The 15,956-nt window shown below is 37.2% G+C and carries 18 protein-coding genes; 4 read left to right on the top strand and 14 right to left on the bottom strand.

The window, feature by feature from the left end; translation table 11 throughout:
- Positions 1-113: 113 nt before the first annotated feature.
- The 13 genes from PQ459_12400 to PQ459_12340 form a co-directional block, all read right to left on the bottom strand.
- On the bottom strand, positions 114-731 hold the full coding sequence (locus tag PQ459_12400) for a hypothetical protein (protein ID WDF45697.1): 618 nt from the start codon (positions 729-731) through the stop codon (positions 114-116).
- Positions 732-819: 88 nt separating this feature from the next.
- Positions 820-1,566 (bottom strand): tryptophan synthase subunit alpha, encoded by a 747-nt coding sequence (gene trpA / locus PQ459_12395; GenBank protein ID WDF48722.1) that lies wholly within the window; start codon positions 1,564-1,566, stop codon positions 820-822.
- A gap of 72 nt (positions 1,567-1,638) precedes the next feature.
- On the bottom strand, positions 1,639-2,817 hold the full coding sequence (gene trpB, locus PQ459_12390) for a tryptophan synthase subunit beta (GenBank protein WDF45696.1): 1,179 nt from the start codon (positions 2,815-2,817) through the stop codon (positions 1,639-1,641).
- A 1-nt stretch (position 2,818) separates the two neighbouring features.
- Complete coding sequence (locus PQ459_12385) at positions 2,819-3,292, bottom strand: OsmC family protein (GenBank protein WDF45695.1); 474 nt, start codon at positions 3,290-3,292, stop codon at positions 2,819-2,821.
- Positions 3,289-3,957 (bottom strand): phosphoribosylanthranilate isomerase, encoded by a 669-nt coding sequence (locus PQ459_12380; GenBank protein ID WDF45694.1) that lies wholly within the window; start codon positions 3,955-3,957, stop codon positions 3,289-3,291. Before PQ459_12380 ends, PQ459_12385 begins: the two co-directional genes overlap by 4 nt.
- 15 nt (positions 3,958-3,972) lie before the next feature.
- The gene (trpC, locus tag PQ459_12375; GenBank protein WDF45693.1) at positions 3,973-4,752 is read right to left on the bottom strand and encodes an indole-3-glycerol phosphate synthase TrpC; all 780 of its coding nucleotides are present in this window, start codon (positions 4,750-4,752) and stop codon (positions 3,973-3,975) included.
- A gap of 130 nt (positions 4,753-4,882) precedes the next feature.
- A complete protein-coding gene (gene trpD / locus PQ459_12370) occupies positions 4,883-5,869 on the bottom strand; it encodes an anthranilate phosphoribosyltransferase (protein WDF45692.1) in 987 nt (328 codons plus the stop codon).
- A gap of 3 nt (positions 5,870-5,872) precedes the next feature.
- Positions 5,873-7,270, bottom strand: coding sequence for a pyridoxal-dependent decarboxylase (locus tag PQ459_12365; GenBank protein WDF45691.1), 1,398 nt, complete (start codon positions 7,268-7,270; stop codon positions 5,873-5,875).
- 11 nt (positions 7,271-7,281) lie between these two features.
- Positions 7,282-7,893, bottom strand: a complete 612-nt coding sequence (locus tag PQ459_12360; protein WDF45690.1) for an aminodeoxychorismate/anthranilate synthase component II — start codon at positions 7,891-7,893, stop codon at positions 7,282-7,284.
- A 1-nt stretch (position 7,894) separates the two neighbouring features.
- Positions 7,895-8,248: a four helix bundle protein gene (locus tag PQ459_12355; GenBank protein WDF45689.1), complete on the bottom strand. Its 354-nt coding sequence runs from the start codon at positions 8,246-8,248 to the stop codon at positions 7,895-7,897.
- A gap of 42 nt (positions 8,249-8,290) precedes the next feature.
- The gene (locus PQ459_12350) at positions 8,291-9,712 is read right to left on the bottom strand and encodes an anthranilate synthase component I family protein (protein WDF45688.1); all 1,422 of its coding nucleotides are present in this window, start codon (positions 9,710-9,712) and stop codon (positions 8,291-8,293) included.
- 234 nt (positions 9,713-9,946) lie between these two features.
- Positions 9,947-11,503 carry a choice-of-anchor J domain-containing protein gene (locus PQ459_12345; protein ID WDF45687.1) on the bottom strand — a complete coding sequence of 519 codons (1,557 nt, stop codon included), beginning with the start codon at positions 11,501-11,503 and terminating at the stop codon, positions 9,947-9,949.
- Between the two features lie 126 nt (positions 11,504-11,629).
- On the bottom strand, positions 11,630-12,097 hold the full coding sequence (locus tag PQ459_12340) for an acyl-CoA thioesterase (GenBank protein ID WDF45686.1): 468 nt from the start codon (positions 12,095-12,097) through the stop codon (positions 11,630-11,632).
- 500 nt (positions 12,098-12,597) lie between these two features.
- Here PQ459_12340 and PQ459_12335 point away from each other — a divergent pair, with 500 nt between their 5' ends.
- The 4 genes from PQ459_12335 (at position 12,598) to PQ459_12320 (ending at position 15,127) form a co-directional block, all read left to right on the top strand.
- Positions 12,598-12,960: an arsenate reductase family protein gene (locus tag PQ459_12335; GenBank protein ID WDF45685.1), complete on the top strand. Its 363-nt coding sequence runs from the start codon at positions 12,598-12,600 to the stop codon at positions 12,958-12,960.
- Between the two features lie 236 nt (positions 12,961-13,196).
- A complete protein-coding gene (locus PQ459_12330; protein ID WDF45684.1) occupies positions 13,197-14,408 on the top strand; it encodes a DUF763 domain-containing protein in 1,212 nt (403 codons plus the stop codon).
- Between the two features lie 94 nt (positions 14,409-14,502).
- Positions 14,503-14,838 (top strand): type II toxin-antitoxin system RelE/ParE family toxin, encoded by a 336-nt coding sequence (locus tag PQ459_12325; protein WDF45683.1) that lies wholly within the window; start codon positions 14,503-14,505, stop codon positions 14,836-14,838.
- Positions 14,822-15,127, top strand: a complete 306-nt coding sequence (locus tag PQ459_12320) for a helix-turn-helix transcriptional regulator (GenBank protein WDF45682.1) — start codon at positions 14,822-14,824, stop codon at positions 15,125-15,127. Before PQ459_12325 ends, PQ459_12320 begins: the two co-directional genes overlap by 17 nt.
- A gap of 60 nt (positions 15,128-15,187) precedes the next feature.
- Here PQ459_12320 and PQ459_12315 read toward each other — a convergent pair whose 3' ends face one another.
- Entirely contained in the window at positions 15,188-15,946 is a 759-nt protein-coding gene (locus tag PQ459_12315) for a hypothetical protein (GenBank protein ID WDF45681.1), read from the bottom strand.
- Between the last annotated feature and the right edge of the window lie 10 nt (positions 15,947-15,956).

The following is a 15,956-nucleotide window of genomic DNA, read 5'->3' as shown; positions in this document are numbered from 1 at the left end:
AATCCCTCACCAACGCTAAGGCCACTGCTCGGGCCGGGCTATCCATTACTATCTTTTTGTTTTTCCAAGGCTTTTTCCCGTGCAAAAAACAAAAAGGATATCCATTACTATCCCTATTGCGGTGTCGGCTGTAGATTATTGTTTTCAGTTTTGTTCACGTGTAGTGTAATAACTTCCTTTTTCCACGCGCCTTTTTTTGAAACTTTATATCTTAATTCTAGTGATAGCAATCCATTTTTCATTTGAACGTTACCGAACAGATTTTCAGCATACAGTTCATCTGAGTTTTTCATTGTTTTGTCGATCTTATCTTTTGGGATTTTTACGACATATGATTTATTATCGCTTAAGTTGGTAAAAAGCAGATCCTCATTCCTTTTCAATGTTAACACAAATGGCTGTTTTCCAATTTTCTCAAGATAGACCAATGTTCCAAGATTTGATATTTTGTCTCCATTATTTTTATTATAAAGAATATATTCTGCTGGTTGGCAACAACCTGAAACAACACTGTTTTCAATTAAAAAAGAATTCTCCAATTCTGTCCAACTCTTGTAACCCAATCGTCCGCTGAATTCCATTTCAGTTTTGTCGAGTTCAAATATCTTCTTTTTCAAACCACCATTCTCAAATGTGATCCAAGACGAGTTACAATCAAATTCCCAATATATTTTTGCTCCGTTTTGAAACGCTGTTGTCTTGCACGATATTAGATCTTTAAGATCTGGCATTTCTGAACAACTACAAATTTGAGCAGAGATCAATGTTGAGACACAAGATAATAGTAGGACTGCAAAGGTCTTCATATAATGGTAGCGATTAATTTTTCACTGCTTCGATAAACGCTTTTCCTTTCGTTTCCCAATCTCTATTTTCCAAAAGGATCTTCACAAAAGCCGTTCCGATGATGCCACCTTGCGCTTTCTCTGTCACATTCTCAAAATCCGATTTATCCTTGATCCCGAATCCGATGAAAACTGGATTTGTCAAGTTCAAAGAAGCCAGTCTGTTCAGATAATTTTCATTCTTCAAAACAGCATTTGCATTGCCTGTGGTGGAAGATGAACTCACGGCGTATAAAAACCCGGAACTCAAAGAATCCAGATATTGGATGCGCTCTTCCGAAGTTTCGGGTGTTACAAGAAAAGTGAAATTCAGATTGTATTTCTTAAGAATTGCACCATATTGATTTTCAAAAGCAATTGGTGGAAGATCTGGAATGATCAATCCCGAAACGCCAACTTCCGCACATCTTTGACAAAAATTCTCAAATCCGAATTGCAGAACTGGATTAAGATAACCCATCAAGATCTTGGGAATCGTCACAGAATCTTTGACTTCAGCCAATTGTTCGAATAGTTTTTTGATGCTCATTCCGTTTTTCAAAGCCAACGAATGCGCATCTTGGATCACGGGTCCATCCGCAACAGGATCAGAATACGGAATCCCGATTTCCATCATATCTGCTCCGGAATCTTGGATCAGTTTTGCTATTTTTCCTGTGTCTTCCAGCGCAGGCACTCCGGCTGTGAAGTATATGTTTAGTTTTTTCATATTTTGTTGTATTAAAGTATTTACGTAAAATGTATTAACGATTGAGAATCATAAATACATTAATACGTTTTACATTTTACAGATTTAAAGATGTTTCAAGTACGTTTCCATATCCTTATCACCGCGACCGCTAAGACAGATCACAACCACATCATCCTTCTCAAATTTCTTCTTGTCCAAAACCGCCAAGGCGTGCGCACTTTCCAGCGCTGGAATGATGCCTTCGATTTTAGTTAATTCAAAAGCAGATTTCAAAGCTTCATCATCGTTGATGCTGAAAAACTCAGCGCGATTCTCTCTGAACAGATTAGCGTGCATCGGTCCAATTCCAGGATAATCCAAACCTGCGGAAATCGAATGAGGCTCAATGACTTGGCCGTCTTCCGTTTGCATCACCAAACTCTGACTTCCGTGTAAAATTCCTAAAGTTCCTAAGAAAGTGGTAGCAGCAGATTTCCCGGAATCAACGCCAAGACCACCAGCTTCAGCCGCAATGATTTTCACACTTTCTTCATTCACATAATGGTAGAAAGTGCCTGCCGCATTGCTTCCGCCACCAACGCAGGCAATCACATAATCTGGATTTTCTCTGCCAATTTTTTCATTCAATTGTTCTTTGATCTCCTTCGAAATTACACTTTGGAATCTCGCGACCAAATCAGGAAACGGATGCGGACCAACCACACTTCCGATGATATAATGCGTGGTCGCCGGATTATTGATCCAATCTCTTAAGGCTTCATTTACCGCATCTTTCAGAGTTTTAGAACCTGAAGTAGCAGGAATCACGGTGGCGCCGAGCATTTTCATTCGGGCAACGTTCGGCGATTGTCTTGCAATATCGACTTCGCCCATATAAACGATGCATTCCAAGCCTAACAAAGCGCAAGCTGTCGCCGTCGCAACGCCGTGTTGACCAGCGCCGGTTTCTGCAATGATTCGGTTTTTCCCCAATTTTTTGGCGAGCAAAGCTTGTCCCAAAGCATTGTTGATCTTGTGCGCGCCGGTGTGATTCAAGTCTTCTCTTTTTAAATAGATTTGAGTTTCATATTTTTCGCTGAGATTCTTAGCAAAATAGAGTGGTGTAGCACGTCCAACATAATTCTTCAGCAAATCCTGAAACTCGGTTTGGAATTCTTCGGATTCGATGATCTGGATGTATTTTTCCTGTAATTCTGCAACGTTCGGATAAAGCATTTCGGGAACGAAAGCGCCTCCGAAATCGCCGTAATAGCCGTTTTTATCTGGGTTTTGGTAGTTCATTTTAATTTTCTTTATATGTTATCTCTGGTTGGTGTTTCACTTCGAAGTTTAATGAATTGGCGATAAAGCAATATTCATTGGCTTTCTGATGGAGTTCCACCGCTTTTTGTATCATCTCTTTTTCAGCGACAACAATCTTTGGTTTTAAAACTATTTCGGTGAATTTCCCACTTCCGTTTTCAGTCTCAATCATCGTACCTTCTGCAAAATCTTTATATTCCAAAACAAGGATTTTATTTACAGAACAAAGATGAAGATACCAAAGCAAATGGCAAGAAGAAACCGAAGCCAGCAAAAGGTCTTCAGGATTATGAAGTTCCGGATTTCCTAAAAATGCTGGGTCGGATGAACCTGAAATATCAGCTTTCCCATCTACGGAAATGGTGTAATTTCTTTGATAGGAACGGTAATTCTTTGTGGACTCACCTGTGTTTCCAGTCCAGACTATTTTGCTTTTATATTGATGATTTTTCATTTAATTAATGGTAAGAAATCTTTTATTTTATCCAAATCTTTATTTCCAGGTTCAATCTCGAATTTTGAATTGATATCGAGTGCGATTGGTTGATGGTTGATGGTTGTCAGTTGATGGATATTTTCTAATGAAATTCCGCCACTCAAAATATAGGGAATAGGAATTTCGATGTAATTTAAAATATTCCAATCGAAGGTTTGTCCTGTTCCGCCGAATGCTTTCGAGTCTGTATCAAATAGGAGATAGTTGATGGTTGATGGTTGTTGGTTGATGGTTTTTTGCAATTCTTCGGGCGATTGATTTCCGATTCTGATGACTTTTACTATTTTAATTTCTGGATTTAGTTTATTTCTTAATTCTGAAATAAAATCATCGTTTTCGTCGCCGTGAAGCTGGATGAAGTTTAAGTTTGCCTTTTCTGAAATTTCAATAATATTATCCAAATCTTCATTCACAAAAACACCAACTTTTCTTGAATGTTCAATGTTTAAAATCTGTTCCAAAGTCAAATTATTCAAAACAAATCTTGGCGATTTATTATAAAAGATAAAGCCTAAGAAATCAATTTTTAAATCAATCAATTCCTGAATTTGGTCGAGTTTGGTCAATCCGCAAACTTTGAGTTGCAATTGGTTGTTGGCTTCTGGCATTTGGATTTCCATCATTGATAGCTGTTAAACTTAAATTGATACATTAGAAACGAATTCTCCAAATTTCTTTCCCGGATTTTCATCTTTCATAAAATATTCGCCCATCAAAAATCCGTCGAAACCTTTTTCTTTCAGGAATCTGAAATCTTCTTCGTTATAAATCCCACTTTCTGCAATGGACAAAATATCTTGCGGAAGTTGGTTTTTCAAATTGACAGAATGTTGCAAGTCAACTTTGAAATCTTTTAAATTTCTATTGTTAATGCCGACTAAATCTACATTTTTATTAATATGAACGAGCTCTTCTTCGGAGTGGATTTCCAACAAAACTTCAAGATTTAAATAATGAGCCACTTCCGTAAATTCGGAAACCTGAGTTGGCGAAAGACAAGATGCAATCAATAAAATGACGTCGGCTCCAATCGATTTTGCTTCGTAGAACTGATATTCATCGACCATAAAATCTTTTCTCAAAATTGGAATGTTGATGTGATTTCTGAGGCTCAAAATATCTTGAAAACTTCCGCCGAAAAAGTCTTTGTCTGTCAAAATAGAAACGGCGCTTGCTCCAAATTTTTCGTATTGAGAAACGACTTCCAATGGCGAAACTTTATCATTGATAATTCCTTTGCTCGGTGATTGTCTTTTGAATTCGGTGATAATTCCGGATTTGGATTTCAAAGTTTCTTTCAATGAAAAAGTTTTCCTTCCAAAGAATTCTGAATCTTTCAGTTGTTCCACAGAAATCTTGGATTTTGAATCTGCAATTTCCTGTTTTTTTCTTTCTATGATTTTATCTAAAATGGTCATTTCTTTTGACTAAACTTTATATTTATATTGAATCTGCGACCCGACCTGAGTGGAGCTCATTTTTTGTTGCTGGAAAAGCAAAGGCAAAAAATAGCGGGAACGGAGGGCGGAAATTGTCGCCATAAAAATTCTACTTAATAATATTCTTGAGACTTTGTAAAGCTTTTCCACTTTCCAAACTGTCTTTTGCAAGTGCAAGACAATTATTATAATCACCATATTTTTCAGTATTCAGCAGGGCGATTGATGCATTTGCTAAGACCACAGAATTCTGTTCCTCCGTTCCTTTTCCTTCAAGAATATTAATGAAAATCTTGGCAGATTCTTCTTTTGAATGACCTCCGAAAATAGTTTCCGGTTCGATGTTTTTGAATTTCAAATCTTCCGCTGAATAGATTTTTTCGCCCGACTTATTGAAGATTTTTGTGTCGCCCGTCAATGAAATTTCATCATAACCATCCAAAGCGTGAACCAGCATAAACTCGCTTTTTTGCTGTTGCAAAAGGTATTGATATACCCTCGCAATCTCCAGATTTGCAACGCCAATCATCGAATATTTTGGTTTCGCAGGATTTACCAACGGTCCAAGGATATTGAAAAAGGTCTTCAATCCCAATTGTTTCCTCAACGGCGCGACGGATTTCAAAGCCGGATGAAAAAGTGGTGCGTGGATGAAACAGATGTTTCCTTTTTCCAAGTCGGCTTTCAAATCTTCAGAATTATCTTTGAATTTGTAAGCCAACTCTTCCAAAACATTGGATGAACCAGAGATGGATGACGCGCCATAATTCCCTTGTTTCGCGACTTTTTGTCCAGTTCCGGCGACGATAAAACTTGCCAGAGTTGAAATGTTGAATGTGTTTTTTCCATCACCACCAGTTCCAACGATGTCAACCACATCGTTCGTTCCCAAATCGATAGGTTTTGCCAATTGAAGTAAGGCCTCACGGAAACCAGTGAGTTCTTCGAGCGTAATGCTTCGCATCAAGAAAACGGTGATGAAAGAAATGACCTCGCTCTCATTGAATTTATTTTGTGAAATCTCCGTCAAAATCGCCTTGGCTTCGGCTCTTGTCAAAGTTTGGTGGTTGAAGAGATATTGTAATATTTGTTTCATTGTTTATTTTCTTAATAATTCCTGCATCAAATTGAAAACAAGTTCAACATCCGAACTTTCTGTTCTCCAATTGACGAAAGCAGCTCTTATGGCTTGCTTTCCGTTATAGATTGTTGGTGTTAAGAATACTTTTTTAGTTTGATTTAATCTTTCTAAAAATTCCGAAACCTGTTCGGACGATTGATTTTTTAATGTGAAGCAAACGGTGTTCAATCTTACCGGAGCAAGTATTTCGAAATTGTTGTCACTTTCAATCAGGTTTCCGAAATATTGTGAAAGGGAAATGCTTTTTTCAATCATTTCTTTAAAACCGTCTTTTCCGTAAGCAATCAGAGAAAACCAAACCGGAAGCGCTTTCAGTCTTCTGGAATTTTCGGGAAGAAAATTGAGATAACTGAATTTCTCCATCGGGTCTCCAAGATAAGGTGCGCTGGAATTTTGGAACGTTTCTATCTGTTCCAATTTATGTTTTTCCTTGATGAAGAAGGCCGCATTTTCATAAGGTACATTCATCCATTTGTGATTGTCAATCGTAATACTGTCAGCGTTTTCCCAATCTTTTAATAAATGTTTATGCTCATCCGAAAATTTTGCAAAAGCTCCAAAAGCAGCATCAATGTGCCACCAAAAATTATATTTATTTTTCAGTTTTGAAATTGCTTGGAAATCATCGAAATCAACTGTGTTTACAGTTCCAGCACTGGAAATTAAAATGAAAGGTTCACCATTTAATTCTTTGATTTTTTCTTCAAAATCAACGGTGTCAAGGCATTCTCTATTTCCTTCTGCAACTTTGATTTTGATGATATTATTGCTTCCGATTCCGAGCATAGAAAGCGATTTGATGGAAGAAGAATGTGGCATTGCAGATAGAACATTGATTTTTTCCGTGATTCCATCTTTAGCAAAATCCTGTCCCAAATTTTTCCCAATCCATTGTCTCGCAACCGCAAGACAGGTAAAATTGGACATCGTTGCGCCACTTACAAATCCGCCGATGTAATCCTGAGGCAACTCGAAGAAATCTAAAAGCATTTTGATGGTTTCAATTTCTATCTGTCCGGAAATATCGCCAACGCCTGTTAAAGCTTGCGTATTCTGGTCATAAATACTCGTGAGCCAATCGCCCATAATTGACGCTGGGGTTGTGCCGCCAGTTACGAAACCCCAATATCTTGGTCCCGAAGAGGCAACTACCAAAGGTTCTAAGCGCTCATTGAAAATTTTCAAACTTTCTCGCGAGCCTTTTCCTTCTTTTGTAGAAAGGATTTCCTGTGGTAATTGATGTTCGGAATAAGTCGCTCTTTCAGAAATATTATCTAAATATGCGATTCCTTGTTCCTTTATTTTTGATAAAAGACCTTCCAGATTTGTAAGGTCTTCTTTTAAGAAATGATTCATTTTACTCGCAATTAGTTATTCAAAAAATTCTCTAAAATCTTTCTTCCATCAGGCGTCAAGATGCTTTCCGGATGATATTGTACAGCGTGAACATCGTAGGTTTTGTGTTTCAAACTCATAATCATTCCGTTTTTGTCGACGCTTGTGATTTCCAGTTCAGCAGGGAAATCATCAGGATTTACTGCCCAAGAATGGTATCTGCCGACTTCCAAAGTTTCTGGTAAACCATTGAAAATCTGGTGCGCATTGATTTGAATAGATTCTGTTGCAACGCCGTGATAGATTTCAGAAAGGTTAATCAAACTTCCACCAAAAGCTTCCGCAATCGCCTGCTGTCCGAGGCAAACCCCGAAAATGGATTTCGTTGGCGCATATTTTTTTATTAATTCTAACAAAATTCCTGCTTCTTCCGGAATTCCCGGGCCTGGAGAAAGGATGATTTTGTCGTATTTGTCGATGTCTTCCAAGGCAATTTTGTCATTGCGGAAAACGTCGACTTCTTCACCAACGATTTGTTCTATGATTTGAACGAGATTGTAAGTAAAACTATCGTAATTGTCGAAGACCAGAATTTTGGTTGATAGTTGATGGTTGATGGTTGATGGTTTTAAAATATCTGTCATTTTACTTAGTTCTGTAATAGTTTATAAATCCGTTTAATAATTTTTTGCAACTCATTATTTGATTGAGAATTACTGTTAGCTCTTCGTCGCTTAAATAATTTTGGTCTGCTGATAAATAAAATTGCGTTTCAAGTTCATAAAGTGAACCTCTGGCAATGAATAGAAAGTGTATTGTATCTTTTGAAGTGCTTCTTCCACAGCCTTCTGCAATATTTGAAGGCACAGAAACGGCACATCTTCTAATTTGATTTGTTAATCCAAACATTTCCTCTTTTGGATATTTTTTTGTTAGATTATAAACAAGGTTTGTAAGCTTTCTTGCCTGAATCCAAACGTCCAGATTTATGTATTCCATATTTGTGTTTTTTTAGTTCTATCAACAATCAACCAACAACAATCAACTAATTTTCTCTGCTTTTAAAACGGCTTTTTTCAAAGCGCCTAATTTGTTATTCACTTCCTGCAATTCACTTTCGGCAACGGATTTGGCTGTGATTCCGGCGCCGGCTTGATAAAATAATGTATTGTTTTTACTCAGGAAAGTACGAATCATAATCGCCTGATTACAGCTTCCATCAAAACCTACAAAACCAATACAACCAGCGTAATAACTTCGGGAAGTTTTCTCGTGTTCATCGATGAGTTGCATTGCGCGGTATTTTGGTGCGCCACTCAAAGTGCCTTGTGGGAAAGTAGTAGCAATCATTTCGTAAGGATTTTGATTTTCTTTGACATCGGCAACCACTTCAGAAACCATATGGATAACGTGGGAAAAGAAATGGATTTCCTTCAGTTTAGAAACCGTTGTATTTTTCCCGTGAATGCTCAGGTCGTTTCGCGCCAAGTCAACCAACATCGTATGTTCGGCGTTTTCTTTCGGGTCTTTTTTGAGTTCTTCTGCGGATTCCAAATCGTTCTCGATGTTTCCAGTTCTTTTGAAAGTGCCTGCAATCGGATGAATGATGGCTTTTCCGTTTTTGATAATCAATTGACTTTCCGGACTTGAACCGATTAATTTATAATCACCATAATCGAAGAAGAATAGATAAGGCGAAGGATTGATATTCCTCAAAGCACGATAAACATTGAACTCGTCGCCTTGAAACTTTTGCTCAAATCGTCTGCTGAGAACCAACTGAAAAACGTCGCCACGGAAACAGTGTTTTTTTGCAAATTCTACCGATTCCAGAAATTCTTCATCTTTTAAATTAGAAGTTTCCTCTGCCGTGATTTCGAATGGAAAAACGGGCGCATTTTTTTGGTTGATGAAATTCTCGATGGTTGAAAGTTCTGATTTTAAGCCATCAATTTTATTCTCAATCAAGAACATTTCGTCGTTGTGATGGTTGATTGCGATGACGTACTGATACAATCTGTAACGCATCAACGGAATTTTGTTTTCCTCAGAAAGCTCTTTAAATTTGATGTTTTCGAAGAATGGAATCGCATCATAACTCGTGTATCCAAAAAATCCCTGCGCACTTTTTCCAATTTCGTGGTTTGGTTTTTCACATTGGAAAGCATCTGAAAATTCCTGAAGCAAATCTGACAATTTTTCATTTTCCAACTGGATTTTTTCCGGATTTTCCAATGGAAATTTGAATTCAGCTTCGTGATAATCACGTATTTCGATTCCTGCAATGGCGTTCACACAAATAAACGAAAACGAATTTTCCGAGTTTTGGTTTCCGGCATTTTCTAAGAGGATGGTATCGCGGAAGTTATCGCGAAGTCGCAGGTAGATTCCGATGGGCGTGAAAAGGTCTGCCAATTGGGATTTTACGGTGGTTTTTACTTTTATGGTTTTACTGAATTTCATCAGATTAATTTTAGAATTTAAATAAAAAAAGACTTCAACAAAAAATGTCGAAGTCTTATTATGATTGAGTTATAGTTAGTTCAGAATTTAGAACACCGATAAGCCTTTCAGACCCGACAAAGAGTTAGAAAGCCACCACCAGATATTGTTCATTGTTTTCATTGGGACAAATTTAGAAATGATTTTTAATTCCACAACTATTTTATTGAAAAAATTCTAAACTAATTTTTATAACTATTTTATCACTTTTTGAGAAGTAACCGATTTGTTGGTTTCTATTTTCAACAAATAAGTTCCTTTTTGATAATTTCTAAAATCAACTTTATCGTGATTTCCTTCAATGGTTTTCAGTAATTTTCCATCAAGAGAATAGACTTGAACCGATTTGATTGTTTCATCTGTTTTGATAGTCAACTGGTCAACCACTGGATTTGGATAGATTTTTATTGCGGTTTTATTGACATCGTTCACAGCCAATGCATTTTTCGTGAATGAAACATTGTCAACTCTCAAAGACGTTGTGATAGTCACCGGCGCTGTTGTGTTTCCAAATCCGAAATAATAAACGTTGTCTGCAGTCGCCGTGTAAGTTTTCGTAAATTCTTTGTAAGCAGTTGTAGAAATTACGTCTGTACTCAATGTTTCGATGATAGAATTTCTGTCTTGGCTGGTCGCTACAGCAAGTTTTAGAGTAGCAGGATTGGCTTCATCGCTTCCGATTCCGGAATAATATTTTACAGTGACCGTTTCATCTTTTTTCAAATAAATTGGGTAGGAGAAAATCCAGTCATTCTTAACTGCAGTCGTGCTTGTGCTGGTGTTGTTATAAACATAACCACTTCCATTTTGTGCAACAGTTTCATTTTCACCGTTTATCCAAGAGTTGGAAGCCCAACCGTCAGAGTCATATTCACCGTAGTTTTCTACCGTTTTTTCGAAGTCGTAAGAGTAGGGAAGTTCAGAAGGTGTAAAAACCGATTTTGGACCAGCCCAGCCAGAACCACAATCTGCATTTTTCAGAAAGAACTGATATCTTTTTCCAGATTGTAAATTATCAAAAATCTTGCTTGTGGAAGATGTTGTTCCTTTGGACGAAACGGAAGTGTCAAAAGTCGTCAATCCAGTATCATAACTGGAAATTCCGGAAGTTGCAGACCAATTGATAGTCACGGAATTTGGTTTTAAATTAGAAGTCGAAAATCCATTTAATGAAGGCATTACGCAACTGGCAGATTGGCTGATGTACAAATCGTCCAAAGCCAAATAAGTTCCGTCATTGGTATTATTGACGAAAGCCAAATAGATGGTTTTCCCTTTGTAGGCCGACAAATCCAAAGAATGACCAGCGTAGTCGAATGGTTGTTCGCTATCGATTTGAGTCAGCGTTGTCGTAAACGATTCTTGATTGTTATTCGTCTCAGAAACTTTCACAGCGTAAGAATCGGTGAACTCAAAATCGTAAGACTTTCCTTTCCAGTAAAGCGTTGGCGTTCCTTCTTGTGGAATTGTGATTGCCGGCGTAATCAGGAAATCGTTGGATTGGGCAGATGGGTCATACAAAGACGTGCTGAAGGCAATCTTGTTGTCGTAACCATCATAATACTGAATCCAAGCTTCTGTGTTGAACTCCTGAATCTGTGCGTAGAAAGGCACTGAATTCCCATCCGCATTGATGGTTGTGAATTGGGACAAAGGTGCTCCGTTGTTGTTTTCGAATCCTGCATTGAAAACCTGCGCATTGATATTGGCCACTAATGACAAGGCCAATAAACTGATAATTTTTTTATTCAATTGAATATATTTTTAATTTCCAGCAAAATTAAATATTGATATCCGTATTGAATCATTCAGATTGTTAAATCTGATTCAATTTATAATGATTATGGATTGTTATTTTTTAATTATAAATAATTTAATTTATAAAAATGGTTTCATCTCGTCCTCGATGTCACGGCGGAGATTCATTAGTTTGATGGCGTATTCCTGCATTTGGATTTCCTGCTCGGTGGTTGGCGTCCATTTTGGAACCTGCACGGATTTTCCTTTTTCGTCAACAGCTACGAAAACGATGATGCAGTGCGTTTTCTTCTCGAAGGTTTTTTCTTTGATATTTCTGGAATAAACATCAATGGCGATGTGCATACTAGAAGTTCCGGTGTAAATCACGTGAGATTCCAATTTGACAATTTCCCCAATTTTGATAGGTTGATAAAACCGGATTCCACCAACGTACACGGTAACACAATAGCTTGATGACCAATTGCTTGCACACGCATAACCGACCTGGTCTATCCATTTCATCACGCTTCCGCCGTGGACATTGCCTCCAAAATTGACGTCTGTAGGTTCTGAGATAAACTGGAAAGTAATTGGTTTGTTGTCCATTTTTTTGATAATTAAATTCAAATGTAAGGTTTTTTGAAGGGATTTTGGAAATTCAGATTACTACACATTCTAATTTATTTTTGTCTGCCCCAGCCCTAAAGGGAGCGAAAATAAATTAGAACTTAAAGAAAAATTACTCCCTTTAGGGTTGGAGGAAAATAATTTTGATTAGAAATGGAAACTTCGATATTGATGACAAAACTTGTTTGGAAGACGAATCCGCAACCCGACTTATCTCATCTTTTCTATTTTTTTTATTTGAATCGATGAACCACTTCGTTAGGTTTGAGTGGAGCTCATTTTTTGTGGCTGGAAAAGCGAAGGCAAAAAATAGCGGGAACGGAAGGCGGATAAGTTGCCCAAAATATGAAACTTAAATCCTTAACGAACGTTAAAGTTCTGGATGTAAATGGCAGAGGATGAGACCTTGCGTCGGGGCGTAATATAAGATATCTAAACGACATAGCCAAGATGTGGAAAATAAAACGTATTTTTGCAAAATGAAAAAAGTATTTTATCTTAAAACTTGCGATACCTGTAGAAAAATATTAGGACAATATGACACTAGAGATTGGGAGCTTCGCGAAATCAAAATCAACCCTATTACTGAGGAAGAAATTGAAGATATGTACAAATTGGCTGGTTCTTATGAAGCCCTTTTCAATAAGAAATCGAATCAGATAAAACTGCAGGAGCTTGACCCAAAGACCCTACAGGAGAAAGATTACAAAGAATTGCTACTGGACCACTACACGTTTTTGAAACGTCCGGTGTTCCTTACCGAAGACGAAATCTTCGTGGGTAGCGACAAAATAAATCTTGGTAAATTAAAAGATTATTTCCTTTCTAAGAAAGAAAATTAAGCAATAAAATTTGTACAGTAAATCAGTCCGGAGCGTCATCGTTTCGGATTTTTTTTGATAACCGCAAAAGTCACAAAAGCAATAGATTTATTTTGAGTTTATCATAAGTTCAAAAAAGGATAATCTCATAAGTTAGCTTTTTTGTTCTTACAAAGAGTTTTTTTATATTTTTCTTTTGTGACTTTTGTGGTTCAAAGATTTTTCCCAACAAGAAATTTATGTCGTAATTTCACACAATGAAACGTTCTGGGACTGCAGATTTGCCTTTACATTACGGTCAGGTTCCGCCTTGGCTTTATGAGCGGATGTCAAAGCTTGGGCTCGCCATCGTGGAAGTGATTCTCGCCGATTATGGCAAGGATGAAGTTCTGAGACGATTGGCAGACCCGTTTTGGTTTCAGAGTTTTGGGGCGGTGATGGGAATGGACTGGCATTCGTCCGGCATTACGACCTCTGTGATGGGCGCTTTGAAACGTTCCATCAATCCGAATTCCAAATCGCTGGGAATCTACATCGCTGGCGGAAAAGGAAGATTCTCCAAAGAAACACCGAACGAACTTCTCAAAATTGCAGATTCCACCGGACTTGACGGCACGGAGCTCGTGCGATGCAGTAAACTTTCTGCGAAGGTTGACAACACGGCTATCCAAGATGGTTATCAGCTCTATCTACATAATTTCATTTTGTCGGACCAAGGGAATTGGGCGGTTGTTCAGCAAGGAATGCACGATTCCGACGGCACTGCGAGGCGTTACCATTGGCTTTCCGAGAATGTCAGTTCTTTTGTGAATGAGCCTCATACTGGGATTTCTGGCGTGAATCGTGGGAATATTCTCAATCTGACTTCTGCCCAAGCAGAACAAAGCAGAAATGGGATTGTGGACATCACAAAAACCGATTCCGAGAAATGGATGCAGGATTTCCAACGTTTGATTTTGCCGGCGCATCACGAGGTTTTGGCCAGTGATGTGGATATGAAAAAGCTGGGGAATATTCTGTGGCTGGCGAGGGAAAATCAACCTGAGAATTTTGAGGAATTGCTGATGCTGAAAGGCGTTGGTCCCAGAACGATGCAGTCTCTCGCGCTTGTGAGTGAGGTGATTCACGGGGCGCCGTCGAGATTTACAGACCCAGCGCGGTTTTCTTTTGCGCACGGCGGGAAAGACGGTCATCCGTTTCCTGTGCCTACCAAAACCTACGACGAAACCATTTCTATCCTAAGAACAGGCATCGAGAAATCTAAGTTGGGAAACACCGATAAGAGCCAAGCCATCAAGAAACTTCACGAAATTGCTTTGAGGACGGAAGCGAACTTCACGCCGGATTTTAACCTGGAGGAAGTGATAGAAGAGGAGCGACAAAACTCGTGGCGGTTTGGTGGAAAAACGGTTTTTGGGGATGCGAAGCCGGGGGAAGGGAATGGTGGGATTCAGTTGAGTTTGTTTTGATTTTCAGTACTTTGTTTTTATTAATCTAAAAACTTTCTATTCTTTTTGTTTCACTTTAGTGAAACTTTAGTATTTTTGTTTTGTAGACACAAATATGAAATATAGAAAAGTAACATTTTTCAAAAACTACTTTCAAGATTTCTTCGATAAACAAAGTTTAAAAGTGAAGACCAAAATTGTTTGGACTTTTGAATTGATTGAAGATTTGCAAAGAGTTCCGGAAACTTATCTTAAACATCTAGAAAATACAGACGGATTATACGAAATCCGTGTGCAGGTTGCGAGTGATATTTTTAGAATTTTCTGCTTTTTTAACCAAGGAAAACTGATTGTTGTAGCAAACAGTTTTCGAAAGAAAACGCAGAAGACACCTAAGAAGGAAATAGAAATGGCATTAAAAATCAAAAAGGAATATGAAGACAGCAAATAAAAATCTAACAACTCTTGATGAGTTCAAAGAGAGAAACTTCGGCAAACGTGGAACAAAAGAACGTGACGAACTTGAGAATGGTTACGAAAATTTTAAAATAGGAGCGCTTATCCACGACACACGTTTGGAATTGGGTATGACTCAAGAACAACTAGCAGAAAAAGTAGGAACGACTAAATCCTACATATCCAAAATTGAAAATAATCTAAAAGAAACGAGAATCTCGACGCTTCAAAAGATTGTTGAACTTGGGTTTGGAGGACGATTGGAAGTGAGTATAAAGATTTGATAATTTCTTGTTTGCCGTAGAGGTACGAGAAAGATGTTTGTACCAGCGTGAAAATAATATCTATTTCTTAGATTCAAAATTGATATAAGTTTTTATAAATTTATTCCCAAAATTTTCTAGTGAAATAAAATCATTTCGTAATGTATAAAGTAAAGACGAGATATATTCCATATTTTTACTATTACTATCATTATTTGCTCTTCCTCTTAGTGCCAAAATATTTAAAATTGTTAAGCAATTGGATTTTATTTTTTGTAAAATGATAAATGTGTCAGAGTCTAACAAGTCATTGAGTTGGTTTATTTCATCAATTTTTATTGTAATTTTTTCCATAGTCTGAATTGTAAATTTGTCCCAATTAATGCAATTTTTCAAATTATCTCTTACAGGTGAATCAAGAAGAACATTTTTACACTTTTCGTTATACTGCTTTTCTGTTAAATTTAAACTTTCTATTTTTAAGAGGTCAAATTCAAAATCTGTGAAAGGCATCTTAATAAATGGAATTGCATTATGTAGTAACTCTGCAACTCTGATTCTTTTTTTTTCTTTAGGGAATTGTTGAGTTATATAATAAAATATTGAAGAGGTTATCACAGCATAAGCAAGCTTAGAAATAAATTCAGAAAATACTTTTATTATTGCATAATACTTTATGCTAATGTCAAATAGAGAAAATTGTATATATTCAAAGAATTGCTGAATTTGATTTATAAGAACTATAATTATTGAAACTACTAAAATAATTTTCAATGTATAGGGCAAATTTATCAATGCGAGATACCAAGCGTTTCTTTTATAGTCTTTAGTTTTTTCCATATCTAATCAA

The sequence above is a fragment of the Chryseobacterium sp. KACC 21268 genome (genome assembly GCA_028736075.1).
In the GTDB taxonomy this organism is placed as follows: Bacteria; Bacteroidota; Bacteroidia; order Flavobacteriales; family Weeksellaceae; genus Epilithonimonas.
Note: the sequence above shows the minus strand (reverse complement) of the source record. Positions and strands in the feature narration are given on the sequence as shown.